Raw genomic sequence first — 16282 nt, forward strand, 5'->3', positions numbered from 1 at the left:
TTTTTTAACAATAACATAATATTTATATAAATATTATGTTATTTAGAATACCTAAATATCGGTTCTAGTGCAAAAAAAACACGCTATCCTTTCTGCATATAACAACAATAATATAGAATGTTTGTTATGTGCAAAAATTTTATCTTAAATTGATGGCAATGGCGTACTATCTCTTATTAAGGTTAGTTTAACTCTTCTGGAAATTAATTCTTTAATTCGCTTTAAGTACTTGCTATTATTGGGGAATAAAGGGGGATAAAATATATGATAAACATACGTAGAGCAAAAGTAGAAGATGCAAGAGAAATTGTTTTGATAAAGAAAAAAATTGTTGAAACTACAAACTTTTTTCTTCGATCACCCGAAGAGCCGCAAGAAAAGGCAGAAGAGTATCAAAAAAAGATACAAACTGGACAAGAAAATAGAGGATTGACATTAGTAGTAGAAATTAATAATCAAGTCATCGGTTTTCTATCTTTTTCTAGATCTCCCTATATGCGTTTACAACATGTCGGTTTATTTGGAATGGGGATTAAACCAGAATTTAGTAATATGGGGATTGGAACAAAATTACTTTCTCATTTTATAGAATGGGCAAAAGAACAAGAAGGGTTAGAAAAGATATGTCTAGATGTATTTTCAAACAACGAACCAGCTATAAATTTATACAAAAGATTAGGGTTTAGAGAGGAAGGTAGACAAATAAAACAAATTAGGTTTAAAGATGGTTCTTATGCTGACATTATTTTCATGGCACTTTATATAAAAATACCGAGTAATCCCTCATTCTAAGGATAAGAAATTACTAGTAGTTTGCGTAAAAAGAGAAATTGTTTTTTTCCGTTACTTCGTTAAAGCGTCCAAGTGCTATCAAGGATTCTAATTCGCTTGTTCAACCTCCTATAGCAAATCAGGCGAAGATCTCATTGATATGAGAAGAAAATAGTTATTGATATATTAGGTATCGTTTACAATTGTAACTAGTCTGATAATCAAGCGAATTAATTCAAAAAAATGATACCCATTAGGCCTTATTTCGTATGCAGATCTTTCAATTCCCTACACCTAGCCTTTAGAAAGAAGGAATAACATCTATTATAATTGATGTTATATGAGCTTAGTTTGATAGCGATGGTGTACCACCAGCATTTTGGAAAATAATCACACTAAACCAAAAATATAATAATCTGTCTATACGGACAGATTATTCAAACAATTTTCATTATTAGAAGTGTGTTTAAGAAATATTTTAAATTTATTTGTTAATGGCGTGGAATTCCAAAAGTGAGGATTTACAAAACTAAGGCGATGCAACATGTGAAAAAGCTCAATTTCAACCTATAATGGTTAGAAATTGAGCTTAAATTAATGGTGTAAATCTACATAATTCTGATATGATGTTATCCCTTAGTTATATTTTTAGCTTGTTGACTCAACATAATTGTAATTGCTGATGCTGTAACAATGCCTGTAATCAAGCATTTATACATATCCTTAAAGATTAAACCAAGTAGTACACCAATAACTACACCTATACTCAAGATAGAAATTCGATTCCTTTGATCCATATATTATTCCTCCATTTTTTTTAACAATACATTAACTTTGTGAAGTGCAAAATTTAAGTCTGTTTGTTCTTCATTATTTAGTTTCATTAAATTTTCACTGAAATTTTGATAGATTTTAGTCCATTTTTGATTTATAACCTCCTTACCTGCCGGCGTTAATGATATTAAGAAAGCTCGCTTATCTTTGGTATCAGGAACTTTCTCAATATATCCTCTAATTTCTAGATCCTTGATAATATTTGTTAGTTGTTGCTTTGCTATATCTAAACCAATACTAATGTCTTTAATATTTAATACTCTCTGTTGCATGTATATAAACTCAATTACGTGGTTCTGTATATGTGATAATTCTGTAAAGTTTTTGTTTAAGTCTCTAAAACTGTTAAAAACATTTGGTATCAAAGCAATATATTCTTTAGCAATCTTTTCAATCATCAAAATCCCCCTTTAGTAAATATTTTATTACTAAAAGAAGTTTAAATCAATAAAAAACAACAAATATAGTACATTTAAATTTACTTTTAGGGGTGTTTATATATCAATTTGTTTTTTTCTATGAACATGCTCTTATTCAAAATATAAATAAAATGTCCATTTCACCTGAAATAGTATCCAAAATAGATGAGACAGTATCCATTTAGAGAATTCATTTAAGCGGATTAATTCAAGATAAAATTAAATGTAGACTATTGATTAGGTATTTGGGATCACCATACCCAAAAAGAAAATCGTAAATTCAGACACAATTTAGCCCCTCCCTTGTACATTAAGGAATCGGTTTATATTTTTTAAAGATTAGTTTCTTCTATTAGGGATACCGCCAGCATTTCGGAAAATAACCATGCTAAGGACTAATCTTTATTTTTACAGTTAATTCGTCTGTAGTAATCGAAGGAAGATTACATAGGGGGAGCTGAATGCTTATAAGTTTTGGTTGGACTTTTTGTACAGCAACATCATACATTTATTACTACTTATATTAATTTAATTGAAAACACGAGATACAAAAAAACATCCTGCATGTTCGAACCATGCAGGATGTTTTTTAGTCTTTGTTTTTCATAATGTAAGAAACCAGACGAAGGATTTCAAGGTATAACCATACTAATGTCATCATAAGTCCTACTGCACTGTACCATTCCATATACTTCGGTGCTCCACTATGAACACCATTTTCAATTGAATCGAAATCTAGTAATAAATCTAATGCAGCAACAATAATTACAATTGTACTTATGATGATACTAATTGTCCCACCTTGGTGAATATATGGAACAGTCACCCCTAAGATGCCCAGTAAGAAAACAATAAAATACATAATAAGAATTCCAAGTGTTGCAACCGTTACAACCGCACGAAACTTTTTAGTCACTTTTACTATTCGAGCTGCGTATAACACTAACATGGCAAATAAAATCGAAATTGTTAGTAATACGGCAGTTAAAACGATAGAATCACCAAATCGCATTGTATAATATGCTGACATACTTCCTAATAACATACCCTGTAATACTACGTAAATCGGTGCGCAAATTGGCGATATGCGAGGAATGAATATAACTACAAATGCGACAATTAGAGTAACTATTATAATTCCAATTAACACAGGTATTTTCATTGTCCCTTGTGTCATCTGTACGTATGAATAGACAGACGCTGTAAGAAGTAAGATAAGCAAAATGAATGTTTTTGCTATCGTTCCACCAATAGTCATCGTAGAAGCATTTGTCTTCTCTTTATGAAATTTTTCTTTTTTTAATATTGGATTAGTTGTTCTCATTTTTTCCTCCTAAATACACTCTACCTTTAAAGTGGATCTTTATATTTCTAATTTTTTATCAACGATACGCCCTGTAATAGTTGCTAGGACAATTATGAATATGCAAGTAAAACATACATCTAAAATAGTGAACCCTTCACTAGGATATAGTGATGTCTCAATAAAACCATTTTTATCTATGAACCCCGTACTCTTTATGTTGATTACATATTTCTCTAATTTACTTAAAACATCCAGTACGAATGTTTGGATTGTTAAAAATAATGCAAAGAAAACAACAGATAAAACCATCTTACTCATTGATGACTTTATAGGAATTAGTTTTGTAATTACCATGATGAAATAGCAGGAGATTAATATACTCATGAAATCGATTCCCCATAATAAAACAGAAAGTATATGATGAAGAAATCCATATGCATATAACTCATGAAATTCTTGTTGGTATCCCCCGACTACTTTTCCACCGTAGGTACTTTGCGAGAAATAGTATAAGAAAATTACGCCTATTACTAGTAAAAGAATAAACATTAACGTGAAAAAGAATAAATTTGCATATATATATTTTTTTCCTGAGATGGCAGTATAACGTATCATAGTATTTTTTAGCATTTTATTAAAAGTAGGCAAAGCTATTAAAAGCAGTAAAAATGCCGCACTACCTATTATTAAAATAAATATACCTAATGTTATATCCTTTGTAAGCTGATTTGTAACCTTCGATAGTCCCATCATATTAAATAAAAGAAGTAACGAAATAGTGATAAATCCAAAATAAAAGATGGCTATCTTTTTTCTATTACAATTAAATAAATAACGAAACAATTGATTCATTTCTCAAAAACCTCCTTAAATAACTCATGTACTGCTTTTGCATGGTGAAAACGAATTTCTTCTACATTTTCATGCAATACAATACTCCCGTCTTTTAAAAAGATTACCTCATCAAATATATTTTCAATTTCCTCTATTAAATGAGTCGAAATAAGAATGGTACTATCTTCACGATAAAAGTTAAGAATTAAATCTAATATATGTTTTCTAGAAACAAGATCAATTCCACCCAATGGCTCGTCTAATACATATACCTTTGCTTTCCTTGAAAAGGTTAATATTAGCTGCAGTATCCCTGTTTTCCCTTTTGATAAGATGCTTATATTCTCCTCTAGCGGGATTTTAAAGTTAGCTATTAATTCTATTGCTTGTTGTAGATTAAAATCGGCATACATATCTCGATAGAACAACAAGGCATCTTTTATAGTCATCCATTTTTCAAAAACAGGACTATCGGGCATAAATGAAACGATTTTTTTCGTTTCTAATCCTACCTTTTTATCTTTAATTGTAATACTTCCTTTAGAAGGGTAACGTAAGCCAGATATCATTTTTAATAATGTCGTTTTACCACTACCATTTTCACCAACAAGACCGATAATTTTCCCTTCTGATATTGTTAAGCTTACATCTTGAATCACTGTTTTCAAATCATATCTTTTCGATAGATTTTCAATTTTCAATAATTCTTTCATTCATTGCCCTCCTTTTTGTTTTCCAAAGAAGAATGGAGTATTGAGAGAATCTCCTCTTCCGTAAAACCTAAATTATTCATTCCATTTATAAAATTATCAAGCAACTCTTTTGCCATTTCTTTGCGTAGCTCTGTAATTTTCTCTTCATTCATAGTTACAAATCTTCCTGTCCCTCTACGTGTCTCTGCAATACCTTCCCGTTCTAGCTCTTGAAACGTACGTTGAATTGTATTTGGATTCACTTGTAATTCACCCGCTAATTCACGTACAGCAGTAATTTTTTCACCTGGTGCTAAACGTCCTGTTACAATTTCTTTTTTGATGTATTCCATTACCTGAACATAAATGGGGATATTAGGAGAAAACTCAGTTTTCATTTCTTCCCTCCTTCTGTATTAGTGTACTAGACAAATAGTACACTAATGTAAATTATATGTAAATAGTTATCTTGAAAACCATAACAAATGGAAAGTGATATGCTTAATGAATTCATGTAAACGTCCAAGTACCAAAAATCATATCTAAAAACAAAGTTCCTTATTTAAAATTCAATAAGGTTTTGGGCACTATTTTAATAGGTATATGTAGATGTGGTAGTAACAGGGGTGCTGTCATAGACCGCAAAGTAAAACACAGAGATTTGTCACCTCTGTGTTTCTTCAAGTTTTCTTTGATTGATTGCTCGATGAAGAGAGCCTTGTGATATGCCAGTTCCTTCTACAATTTCTTTAATTGAGTATCCTTTACTGTCATACATGCGTAATACAATCGAGAGCCTTTCTTTTTCTAATTTTGGTCTATCTAATTCTTTGCCACGCTTCTTACGTGCTTTTAATCCTTCTTTTACTCGTTCTGCAATGAAATTTCTTTCTAATTCAGCGATAACACACATCATTTGCAACATAGCCTTACCTACAGGTGTCCTTGTATCTATATTCTCTTTCAATGATACAAATTGAATTCCAGTTTCTTCAAACTATTGAATAATGCTTAAGATATCTAATGTTTTTCGCCCTAAACGTGAAATACTTTTAACTACAACAGTATCTCCTTTTCTTATCACACCAAACAGTTTTACAAGGCCTTGTCTTTCTCGAATTGTTCCAGTAAATTTTTATTTGATGATTTTTTCGCATCCGTATTCAGTAAGAGAATGAATTTGACAATCTAAATTTTGATCAAAAGTAGCTACACGTACATAACCAATAATCATTTGCTTCTTCCTGTACAATCATATATTTTCATTGCACCGAAGGTTCATTTATTGTAAAGGTATCTGGTAATACTTTTGTTAATTCGAAAAACCTTATAAATATAGAAATAGAAGCAAAATGAGAAACGTTACAAAAATATTGTTTTTTGGTAATAGTTCTTTCAATAGATTTTTTTATACATTACCTATGAGAGTAACTATGATTATTAATAAATTAATTATTAATAAAATCTGTTTTAGGTTTTCATAAAAAGTGTGAAAGCTTAGCAATTTATTATTTTATAGTATGTACAAGTTGTATAGTGAATAAATTTTTTTAAAGAGAAGAGAGGTGTATGCATGTCAAACGAAGATGAAAATGATTCAGTAGAATTAAACTTAGATGAGTTTATATCTGCTGGAGCACTTGATCCTAACCTTGTAGGCCCTACATTGTCAACAATTCCATCATTCACATTCCCAACAGGGCCTTCCGGAGCTACTGGATCTACTGGGCCTTCTGGAATTACTGGATCAGGGATAACAAACTATCTTTATACTTATGATACTACTAATCAATTAGTTGCCGTAGGAAGTGCTGTTACTTTTAATACAAATGGTCCTATAGTGGGAACGGCATTTACACATGTAGCAGGTACTGCAAATATTATAATTAATACACTGGGAACATATGTAGCTGAGTTTACTTTAACAGCTGCACAACAAAATCAATTCTCTTTTGCATTAAATGGTATACCAATTCCAGGTGGTCGATATGGAACTGGAGTAAACCGTATTCAAAATACGGGGCGTGTTGCTTTTACAGTAGTGACTGTTCCGGCTACATTAACTTTAATAAATAATACTTCTACAACCGGAACCGTAACACTCTCAAATAATGAAGGAGGATCTTTGGTAGCGGTGTCTGCTAGTGTGAGCATCTTTGGAGTAGGATAAATAGTCAATTTTTCTGATTAAGTCTCAATTCAATATATCATTTAAAGCTCGAACCACTGTATATATTACGACTTTATCCTAAAAGTTTCCACTAAAGGAAGTATATCATTACCGTAGATTAATTATTAGCCCATAAGCCTTCTTTAGTTATAAATATATGAACATAGCCTAAATCAAACTTTTAAAATAAAAAAGATCGAATTCTTATCAGAATTTGATCTTTTTTATTTATAGCCCTTATTCTAACAGTGAAAATTTTATTTATTAGCCAATCTAGAAGCCACCTCTTCAACTTCTTCATATGCATTTTGTAATACTTCATCTAGATCTAGTAATGCGGTTCCTTGTGCGCGAATGATTTGATAATCTTCAATACCAAAGAAATTAAATATTGCTTTTAGATATTTATGAGAGAAGTCCATTTCTGTATACCAATCATCATTTGTAAAGATTGATCCGCTTGCTTGTATAACAAGCATTCTTCTCCCATCTTTAAGTAATCCCACTGATCCAGTTTTAGTATATTTAAATGTTTCACGTGCAATCATGATATTGTCCATGTAATCTTTTAACTTTGATGGAATATTAAAGTTGTGCAAAGGTAATACGATAACATACGTATTTGCACTTTTAAATTGTTGTAAAATTTCGGACATACGCTCTGTTACTTTTCGTTCTTCATCAGTTAATTTTTGTCCATTTCCTTGCTTTTCCCATGCGCTTAAAACAGTTTTATCTATCATTGGTACTACATCATCGTATAAATTAATCTGTTCAATCGTTTCATTATTAGGAATTAATTCTTTATAAGATACTAAAAAGTGGTTAAGAACCTTAATGCTGACCGATGATGTATCATCCACTTTTGGATGTGCGTTTATGATAAGTGTTTTGTTCATTTATATTTCCCCTTTTTAAAAATTTTTACGTTTTAATTGTAGACAATATTTATCGCCGATTAATATTGTCTTTAATATAAACTCCGAAATTATTTTTGTCAAATGAAATACATACTATTCTAAATGAGCCTTTTTTTATTTGACTAAAATTCTAAATGGTCCTAAGATACAATTTGATAACCCTTAAAATAAAAAGCAGGTGATTTGTATATGCAATATAGTGTTGGGGTTGAATATGCCTTGCATTGCCTAGTTTATTTAATTAATACTCCTTCTAAGGAAAGTGTTGGAATAAAGGATTTGGCAGAGTTTCAAGGACTTTCTGAAACATTCCTTTCAAAAGTTTTCGGTAAATTATCTAAAGCTAACATTGTGAATTCTGTCCCAGGTGTAAAGGGAGGATATAGGTTAGCTAAGTCTCCAGAAGATATTTCTTTTTGGGATGTAATAGAAGCTGTCGAAGGTCCAAAGCCTATTTTTCAATGTAAAAATATTGTGCAGAAGGGTCTATTATATCGAGATGAGGCTTGTAATTCTTGTGAACCTAGCAATTCTTCTTGTACAATTAACTTAGTAATGCTTGAAGCAGAAGAACACATGCGTGAGTTTCTCCGTAAAAAGACTCTTACATGGTTAGATAAAGAACTTGACATTGTTTTACCCGAAAAAATAAGGACAGATACTCGTGAATACTTCAAACAAAAAAGCTCTAACTAATTCGTCATGGCGATTTAGTTAGAGCTTTTTTGTTTTTTAACATCAATTCCAATATATGAGTATTTCATCATAAATTCTTTCTCTAAATTACACATATAGTTAATTAACTCATAAAATTACAGATTAATAACTCATATCTTTTCCGCAAACAAATAGAACCATAATCTTGCCATTCCGGCAAATTTATGGTTCATATCACATATATGCTGGTATTACTCAAAACGTTTGTATTTGTTTGATCCCTTTAATTTAAGGGGAATATTTCTAATACCGTACCTGAACAAAAAAGGAGTCTGAATAACATTTGACTCCTTTTTTCCATTAATTAAGTTCATGCTATAAAGTTAATATAACTGTATAAATGACTTCTAGATTTTGTCTTTTTTATGGTAATTACAAAATTTCATTATTATGGAAGTACGTAGCACTTTTTAAAGTTAACTTATAAGAATATAGTTGCACTCTATATAAACAATAGATAAAGGAGTAAACGAGAGAACTTCTTACTGCAGAACACAGGGAATACTTTTATGGAATTCCTGAGTATATGGACGAGCGAGAAATTCTACGCTATTACACAATATCTGATGAAGAATTGCAAATTATAAATCAACAACGCGGTACTGCCAATCGATTAGGTTTCGCAATACAAATCGCATATTTACGCTTTCCTGAAAGACCTTTATCTATTAATGAAATAGTTCCAAATTTTATTGTACATACGATTGCTAAACAATTAAGGGTTTTACCTCCGGTTATACAGAACTATGTACGTGAGCCCGCACATAGAAAGATTTTCAAACAATTAAAAAGAAATCTAACTTCTTCTCAATTTAAGCAACTAGACAATTTATTTAGTGTAGGAAAAAGATACAAGTTTTCGTATTTATCATGTCTTCGACAACCTTCAATCGTTATTTTCATTGAAAATCCCAACAATATTATGTATCGAATAGAGTTTATTTAAAAATTAAATTTACCTTTAGATAACGGTGGAGAAGTGCAGCAACCGTGTTATTTACATTGTTTTTATCACTGTTTTTATCACTAACTTTGATTGTGGGTTATTCATTAAGTTAAACGTAGTTCTCAATGAATAAAAATAAAAATCCGTTAATACTGTAGACAACCCACTTCGAACCACATTCCATGATTGAAAGAGCAGTTAGCATTTGCCAGCTGCTCTTTTTATTGTAATTAAAAAAATGCACCTAATCATCTTTTTCACATATATTACTTTTAATAATTACTTAAGAAGTAGGTGAGTACTATGCCATCCGTTGTAGCTAACCTTCTTGTTCAAAATAGCAATGGTGCTTTTAATTTAGGTGATTTTTATAATGTTTCTCCAAAAGAAAATACAAAAGGGTATAATGGTTCCGGTGCCTCCAATGCTGGTTTTATTGTAAATACTTTTAATGGTGTTAGTGTGACAAACACGTTTGATAGTGATGTTACAGATCAAGACCAAGTAGTAACAAGTTAATACAATAAATCTTCTGAATAAAACCCAATATTTCATCTATACTAAACAGTACAATCTGCTTCTTACCCAGGTTGTACTAAAAAGAGCAGTTAATATAAATAACTGCTCTTTTTTTATGGTTATTTAAATAAGGGTGTATAAAATGAAATTTATATTTAATGTTGCTAATTTTTCCACTTCTTAATCGGAACTTTTTGTAAATTGGAATTGTATGGTTGGAATATACTTAAGATTTTATTGAATAATTCAACAATTTACCCCCTCTAAAAATTTAAATTTTTAGTCAATTCCAGACACGAGCTTTTTCCAAAAAAGTAGTTCCTTTTAACATTGTTTGTGAGAATAATTAGCTTTTGTTAACTGCTTTTTGTACTAAATTAATAAAATTTTGTTCTTATTTCTTTGCTAAACCATATAATTTTAACCTAGACACCCAGCTCATAAATTTACCTCCTATCGCTTGAGCCCCATAAATGGGTGCTCTTTTTCTTATGAAGATTTTGTGAAAAATAAAATTTTATATAGAAGATACTCACTTAATCTAAAATAACTTCATAAGATACTTTATCTACCTTTCTTATAAGAGCAAAAATTTTTGTAGGGTGCTTATCGAAAGCGCTCTTTTTACTTTATATTTTTATACACACATAAATTGAGTGCGAATATAGTATTAAACGAAACTCATTAAAATCAGTTAATAATCTCTCTTTTCTAAAGGTACTTGCATAAAGTACCTATTTTTTATATTCTCATTTTCATTACATACACTATTCACATACCAGCTTTTAAAGGGATTTCTCTTTATCTTTTGGAAGAAATGGATGATGGCACTAACTTGTGATTCCATAATACAAGCTCCTCCTGCATTACAATATGATACTATACTACTTTAAGTAATAATATATAAAAGTAAATAAATGTTCCTAAACGCTTTCCCCTCCCCTTTTTGTAATATATGTTTTTTCTATTATTCTTACATTAAGATATCAGATATATCATAGAATTTCTCAGTTTTACCCTTTAAATACAAAAAACTCCCCCATTTTCGTAAAAAAAATAGAGGATTAAAAAATAAAATATCGCCATAATACTTATATATACTGTAATCTTTCTAATCCAGAAATTGGAGATCTATTTGGCATAGAAGGCCGAACTTCTACAAAAGCAGGCATTATGCTGGATGGTAATTCTGAGATTGCAACAGACAATTGACCTATATCTTGTGGGCGCATTTTCCATTCATCATTTTCCATCGACCTGTTGGCAATTGCTCCTAAGGATAGGTGACTAACACGTATTCCTTCGTATCTTAAATCTTGTATTGCTGCCTCTGCCATTGCGTGCAAAGCAGATTTTGTACTTGAATATGCAACACCTTGCTCAAAATAGTATTCACCCGCATGGCTTCCAATAAATATGATTAGCCCTTTACTCTGCTTTAGCATAGGGGCAGTATACTGAATCAACCATAATGGGGCTGAAAGATTTGTACTTATACTGTCTTGCCAATCTTGTTCTGTTATCTTTGAAATGTTATTAAATCTTCTTATACCTGCATTATTTATTAATATATCTATTTTCCCATATCGTCTAATTATCTCGGCAACAGACTTTTCAATATCTATCTTTTGTGAGAGATCACATTTAATTTCTTCTAACCATTCTTCTTTACACAAAGTCCGATTCAATCCAATAACCTTGTACCCTTTTTCCGCAAATGATTTTGCAATCCCGTATCCCAAACCGCGATTTGCACCAGTTATTACTATTATTTTCACTTCAAAACACCACCTATTTTCTCAAAATGTTATAAAAATAATTATTAAAGTTTGCTAAAAAGTCATTAATTTGTTTTTCTTTTTCATATAATGATTTTTTTCTTTTAACTATTTTTGCTGAAATCTCTTCAATTTTTTCATAGATTATTAATCCATTTTCAGCAAGTGTCTTACCTGACTGCACTATTTCCACAATACAATCCGCCATATTCAACACTGGAGCAATTTCCACCGAACCATTTAAATGTATCACTTCTATATCATGGTATTGCTGATCAAAATATCTCTTTGTAATTACAGGATATTTACTTGCTACAGATTTTACATCTCTTATATTTATTCCAGGTTTTGCACAAACACACAGTTCACATTGGCCAATTTTAAGATCAAGTATATCTACAAAACCTTCACCTTTTTCTATTAGTAAATCACTTCCTACAACGCCTAAATCAGCAATTCCTTTCTCTAAAAAAAGTAAAATATCTACTGATTTCACCAAGATAAAACGCAAATTTTGTTCACTTAACTCAAAACACAGTTCACGCGAACTTTCTAAATCTAAGGGGATATTAATCCCACTTGCTCTTAGAATCTGCAAGGTTTCTGATAATAAGCGTCCCTTTGAAAGAGCAATTGTAATAAACTCTTCATTAACTGACAAAGTGATTCCTCTCTTCATAGAAAATATAAAATCAAATGTTAATAATTTTTCATTTTCTTCTTTGTTTACTTTTTAATCAGTACATCTTCTATACGTAAAACTTCAAATGGAATTAACACTCCTACACTTTTAATTCTCCCTGTTAAGTGCCCAATAACAATGTCCGAAGTACATCCCAATAACATGTAGGCATCTGCCTTATTCATATGATTTGCTTGAGCTATTATCTTTGTAGAAATATCTACGCCCATCTTAACAGCTTCTTCAAATGTCTCCCCAAAGCCAATTATTACAAGCCCTTGTTCTACCTGTAAAATGGGAGTAGGAATATTATTTTCAAATATATTTACATTTATTTGTAAAGTGCCTGATGCCTCTAAAGCAATCCCTGAGGGTTCTCCATTTCCTTGTAGAGCATGTAAGTCACCAGCGTATAATAAACCACCTTCGACAGCTACTGGTAAATAAATTGTTGTTCCTTCAACCAACCAACGGATATCTAAATTCCCTCCGTATTTACATGTCGCACCATTTCTTGTTCTAAAGGGATCAGCTAGTCCTATTCCTCCCAAGCTAGGTCTAACCTGTAAATCAATTCCCTCAAAATCTATCCTATTATTTTTAATCTCTATTTTCTTATAATTTCGTTCTGTGAATTGCCCCTTCAACACTCCTGAAGAACGCGAAATACATGTATATGCATGCTTTGCTAAATGAATATTTTTAATTTTTATAGCTACTGTCATTCCTGGCAATGCTCCATTGATATAAACTGGCCCTGTAAACGGATGATGTTTGCCTTTATTAATTACATTATTTAGTTCCTCTTCATTATCCGTCTCTTGTGAAAATGCATTCATTATCTCCATTGAGATTTCTTGACCTGGATTTACATATAAAACCGGTTCTCTCTCTGGAGATAACTCAAAACTAGCTGTATCAGTTGAGTATTCAATAAAATTCACATCTACATTATTCATCTTATTATTTCATACTCTCTACTGGCATTATACGTTTCAATATTTCTTCATAAGCATGTACCAAGTCTCCTTTGTTGTAACGAAATACATCTTTATCTAGAGATTGGTTTGTTTCTATATCCCAAAGACGCATACCATCTGGAGAAATTTCATCTCCTATTACCAACTCACCTGCTGCATTTCTTCCCATTTCGAACTTAAAATCAACTAATTTTACTCCTCTTTCCAAAAGAAAACCCTTTAAAATAGCATTTAATTCAAAAGCTATCTCTCTTATAACTTCTATTTCTCTTTTAGTAGCAATACCCATTGCAACAATGTAATCGGAATTCATCATCGGATCGTTTGAATATTTGAGGTCTAATTTTAAAATAGGCTGATTAAAAACTTGTCCATATTGGATAGGATAATTCCTTACAATTGAACCAGCTGCAATATTTCGAGGAATTATCTCCAATTTAATCATATCTAATTTGTTAACTTTCATTCTCCCCATTCCTATATTGGATATATAATGATTAGGTACCCCTTTTTTATGGAGTAACTCAAATATGTGAGAAGAAAATTCACATCTTAGTATTCCAGTTCCTATAATTCGAGCATTTTTATTTTGTGTATAAGAAGATACACTATCCAAAAAATGCATGATAATTGAATCATTTTCCTCACCATGATACATCGATTTTGATTTACCACATGTATATAACAAACCGTTTTTCGTCATTAGATTCTATCCTTTCCCTTTATAAGTTATAGTCTTTATATAGAAAAAATCCCACGTAAAGTGTGTGCTACACCATCATTTTCATTTGTTGGTGCAATACAATTCGCTCTTAATTGCACATCTTTTCCAGAGTTCCCCATAGCAACCCCCATACCAACTAGTTCTAACATTCCAATATCGTTTTCTGCATCACCAAAAGCCACTATGTTTGAAAGTGGGACACTGTAGTGATTCGCTATCCACTTTACAGCCGCTGCTTTCCCTGCATTTTTACACAAAATTTCTAACCAAACTTTACGGGAGTCAGAAAATGTATAAATTAAGTGTTCTTTGAATTGTTTTTCCAAAATTCTGATAATAAATTCGGTATTTCCCCTAACGATCAACTTAGATAAATGGTCATCCAAAAAAGTAGATGGATATCCTACTGCATGTGGTGGACAACCCGCATCAATCCAGCATTGTACATCTTTATCAATTACATCCACCCAAAATTCGTTATTTTTTTCAGCTAAAAAATTTTCAATGCTTTTTTCTTCTCTTAATACTTCAAATAATTTTTTCACTATGGAAATATCAATCATATTAGACGTAAGTATTTTACTTTTTCTATTATCAAAAATTAATGCCCCATTATAACAAATACTAGGAGTATCAAGTGCTAATTCTTTTAAATAAGTTTCTATATCTCTTGGTGCTCTTGCCGTTGCGAGAATAACAGGTATTTTCATTTGATTTAAAGATTGTATAGTCTTTATTGTCCTATTACTAATCTCCTTATTATTGTTTAGCAAAGTACCATCTAAATCACATATGACAACTTCAAACATAGAATTCATTTTAAGTAGCTCCTAAAAAAGAATTAAAACTTCTTTATTTATCTAATTATCATTAATACTTAATTTGATATTTACAAAACAAGAAAGTATCCACCACTAAATATTTTTTATCTAATGGTGGATACTCTAAGTTTGTACAAAATCTACAATTTATGTTTATGCTGCTTTGTTTAATCCCTGTTTCTGATTTAGCACTGAAAATCCGTATTTTACAAATGTTTCTTTTACTTGGTCCGTTCGAAGATAGTTATAATATTCTGTAGTTTCAACTGGAGACGGTGTCGCTTTAAGAACACCCATTGGATAAATAATAGGATCATGTAAACTAGAATCTGCTGTATCTACTATTTTTACTTGAGGTGAAATGAGTGCATCTGTCTTATATACAAGCCCAGCATCAACTTGCTTCGTTTCGATCAACGACAATACATGTCTTACGTCAGTTGCTAATACAAATTTAGGTTTTAAAACTTCATACAGGTTCAGCCCTTCAAATACTTGTTTTGCATACATTCCAGCAGGTACTGTTGCAGGATTACCAATAGCTATCTTTTGCACATTATTTGTGTTCAAGTCTGAAAAACTATGCACAATATTATTTTCGATTGGTGTTGCCAATACTAATTCATTCCCTAAAAAATTAATAGCTTGGCTCGGATTGATATACCCCTTTTCAACTAGAGGAGTGAAATTTTTTTCGGCAGCGGAGATAAATAGATCTGCTGATTGACCTTGCTCAATCATTTGTTGGAGTGAGCCTGAACCACCGTAAGTGAAAGTAAACTTTACATTTCCATGAGTTTTTTCATAATTAGCTGTAACTTCCTCTAAAACATCTTTTAAACTTGCAGCAGCAAATACTTTTATCTCAGTTTTATTAACATTTTCTTCCGCCAGAGCAGGAGAGAATCCTGTAAAAATTGCGAGCATAAAAACAGAAACAGCACATAATAAAAATGATTTAATTGTTTTCATAATTTTTCTCCCTTCTTAATAAAAGACAATAAATAAATTACCTAACAAAAAAGTACTCTTGTATCTCCTCCTTTTACCAAAAGCATTACTTGTACAAAATTTAATTCTCGCAAACAGAACATACCACAACATTCTCACTATAGTTTAAATTCTAATTTTTCTATATTTTCAGATTTAATTTTTGAGAAACATTTGTA

Annotated in this window: 18 protein-coding genes and 2 pseudogenes; 5 read left to right on the forward strand and 15 right to left on the reverse strand. The window is 31.0% G+C overall.

Annotated features, from left to right (window positions below; genetic code table 11):
• Positions 1–264: 264 nt before the first annotated feature.
• Positions 265–792, forward strand: a complete 528-nt coding sequence (locus ACO6VI_RS30950; protein ID WP_065223491.1) for a GNAT family N-acetyltransferase — start codon at positions 265–267, stop codon at positions 790–792.
• Positions 793–1400: 608 nt separating this feature from the next.
• On the opposite strand, the gene ACO6VI_RS30955 is transcribed toward ACO6VI_RS30950, so the two are convergent.
• From ACO6VI_RS30955 to ACO6VI_RS30985, 7 genes and pseudogenes are all read right to left on the reverse strand, one after another.
• Positions 1401–1568 carry a hypothetical protein gene (locus tag ACO6VI_RS30955; RefSeq protein WP_199885957.1) on the reverse strand — a complete coding sequence of 56 codons (168 nt, stop codon included), beginning with the start codon at positions 1566–1568 and terminating at the stop codon, positions 1401–1403.
• Between the two features lie 3 nt (positions 1569–1571).
• Positions 1572–2003 carry a MarR family winged helix-turn-helix transcriptional regulator gene (locus tag ACO6VI_RS30960; protein WP_065223490.1) on the reverse strand — a complete coding sequence of 144 codons (432 nt, stop codon included), beginning with the start codon at positions 2001–2003 and terminating at the stop codon, positions 1572–1574.
• 610 nt (positions 2004–2613) lie between these two features.
• Positions 2614–3348, reverse strand: coding sequence for a Bax inhibitor-1/YccA family protein (locus ACO6VI_RS30965; protein WP_422424975.1), 735 nt, complete (start codon positions 3346–3348; stop codon positions 2614–2616).
• A 39-nt stretch (positions 3349–3387) separates the two neighbouring features.
• Entirely contained in the window at positions 3388–4182 is a 795-nt protein-coding gene (locus ACO6VI_RS30970) for an ABC transporter permease (RefSeq protein ID WP_065223488.1), read from the reverse strand.
• Positions 4179–4877 (reverse strand): ABC transporter ATP-binding protein, encoded by a 699-nt coding sequence (locus tag ACO6VI_RS30975; protein WP_065223487.1) that lies wholly within the window; start codon positions 4875–4877, stop codon positions 4179–4181. Before ACO6VI_RS30975 ends, ACO6VI_RS30970 begins: the two co-directional genes overlap by 4 nt.
• The gene (locus ACO6VI_RS30980) at positions 4874–5254 is read right to left on the reverse strand and encodes a GntR family transcriptional regulator (protein WP_065223486.1); all 381 of its coding nucleotides are present in this window, start codon (positions 5252–5254) and stop codon (positions 4874–4876) included. Before ACO6VI_RS30980 ends, ACO6VI_RS30975 begins: the two co-directional genes overlap by 4 nt.
• Positions 5255–5520: 266 nt before the next feature.
• Positions 5521–6090 (reverse strand): annotated as a pseudogene (locus ACO6VI_RS30985) (recombinase family protein).
• Positions 6091–6429: 339 nt separating this feature from the next.
• Between ACO6VI_RS30985 and ACO6VI_RS30990 the strand changes: the two are divergent.
• Complete coding sequence (locus tag ACO6VI_RS30990) at positions 6430–7026, forward strand: exosporium leader peptide-containing protein (RefSeq protein ID WP_320539177.1); 597 nt, start codon at positions 6430–6432, stop codon at positions 7024–7026.
• 257 nt (positions 7027–7283) lie between these two features.
• Here ACO6VI_RS30990 and ACO6VI_RS30995 read toward each other — a convergent pair whose 3' ends face one another.
• On the reverse strand, positions 7284–7925 hold the full coding sequence (locus ACO6VI_RS30995) for an FMN-dependent NADH-azoreductase (protein WP_422424978.1): 642 nt from the start codon (positions 7923–7925) through the stop codon (positions 7284–7286).
• Positions 7926–8135: 210 nt separating this feature from the next.
• Between ACO6VI_RS30995 and ACO6VI_RS31000 the strand changes: the two genes are divergently transcribed.
• From ACO6VI_RS31000 to ACO6VI_RS31010, 3 genes and pseudogenes are all read left to right on the forward strand, one after another.
• A complete protein-coding gene (locus tag ACO6VI_RS31000) occupies positions 8136–8642 on the forward strand; it encodes an RrF2 family transcriptional regulator (protein WP_065223484.1) in 507 nt (168 codons plus the stop codon).
• A gap of 490 nt (positions 8643–9132) precedes the next feature.
• Positions 9133–9606: pseudogene (locus ACO6VI_RS31005) on the forward strand (DUF4158 domain-containing protein); the annotation flags it as partial.
• 306 nt (positions 9607–9912) lie between these two features.
• A complete protein-coding gene (locus tag ACO6VI_RS31010) occupies positions 9913–10128 on the forward strand; it encodes a spore germination protein (RefSeq protein WP_065223482.1) in 216 nt (71 codons plus the stop codon).
• A gap of 694 nt (positions 10129–10822) precedes the next feature.
• On the opposite strand, the gene ACO6VI_RS31015 is transcribed toward ACO6VI_RS31010, so the two are convergent.
• The 7 genes from ACO6VI_RS31015 to modA form a co-directional block, all read right to left on the reverse strand.
• Complete coding sequence (locus ACO6VI_RS31015) at positions 10823–10975, reverse strand: hypothetical protein (RefSeq protein ID WP_155119731.1); 153 nt, start codon at positions 10973–10975, stop codon at positions 10823–10825.
• Between the two features lie 244 nt (positions 10976–11219).
• The gene (locus tag ACO6VI_RS31020; protein WP_422424979.1) at positions 11220–11906 is read right to left on the reverse strand and encodes an SDR family NAD(P)-dependent oxidoreductase; all 687 of its coding nucleotides are present in this window, start codon (positions 11904–11906) and stop codon (positions 11220–11222) included.
• A gap of 13 nt (positions 11907–11919) precedes the next feature.
• Positions 11920–12567, reverse strand: coding sequence for an ATP phosphoribosyltransferase (gene hisG, locus ACO6VI_RS31025; protein WP_065223480.1), 648 nt, complete (start codon positions 12565–12567; stop codon positions 11920–11922).
• 65 nt (positions 12568–12632) lie between these two features.
• Positions 12633–13547 (reverse strand): acetamidase/formamidase family protein, encoded by a 915-nt coding sequence (locus ACO6VI_RS31030; RefSeq protein ID WP_065223479.1) that lies wholly within the window; start codon positions 13545–13547, stop codon positions 12633–12635.
• 4 nt (positions 13548–13551) lie between these two features.
• Complete coding sequence (locus ACO6VI_RS31035; protein WP_000164571.1) at positions 13552–14271, reverse strand: phosphoribosylaminoimidazolesuccinocarboxamide synthase; 720 nt, start codon at positions 14269–14271, stop codon at positions 13552–13554.
• Positions 14272–14306: 35 nt separating this feature from the next.
• A complete protein-coding gene (locus ACO6VI_RS31040; RefSeq protein WP_065223478.1) occupies positions 14307–15110 on the reverse strand; it encodes a Cof-type HAD-IIB family hydrolase in 804 nt (267 codons plus the stop codon).
• Between the two features lie 156 nt (positions 15111–15266).
• The gene (modA, locus tag ACO6VI_RS31045) at positions 15267–16085 is read right to left on the reverse strand and encodes a molybdate ABC transporter substrate-binding protein (protein ID WP_065223477.1); all 819 of its coding nucleotides are present in this window, start codon (positions 16083–16085) and stop codon (positions 15267–15269) included.
• Between the last annotated feature and the right edge of the window lie 197 nt (positions 16086–16282).

Origin of the sequence: Bacillus sp. PSXD-155, from assembly GCF_049310765.1 — a bacterium.
In the GTDB taxonomy this organism is placed as follows: Bacteria; Bacillota; Bacilli; order Bacillales; family Bacillaceae_G; genus Bacillus_A; species Bacillus_A cereus.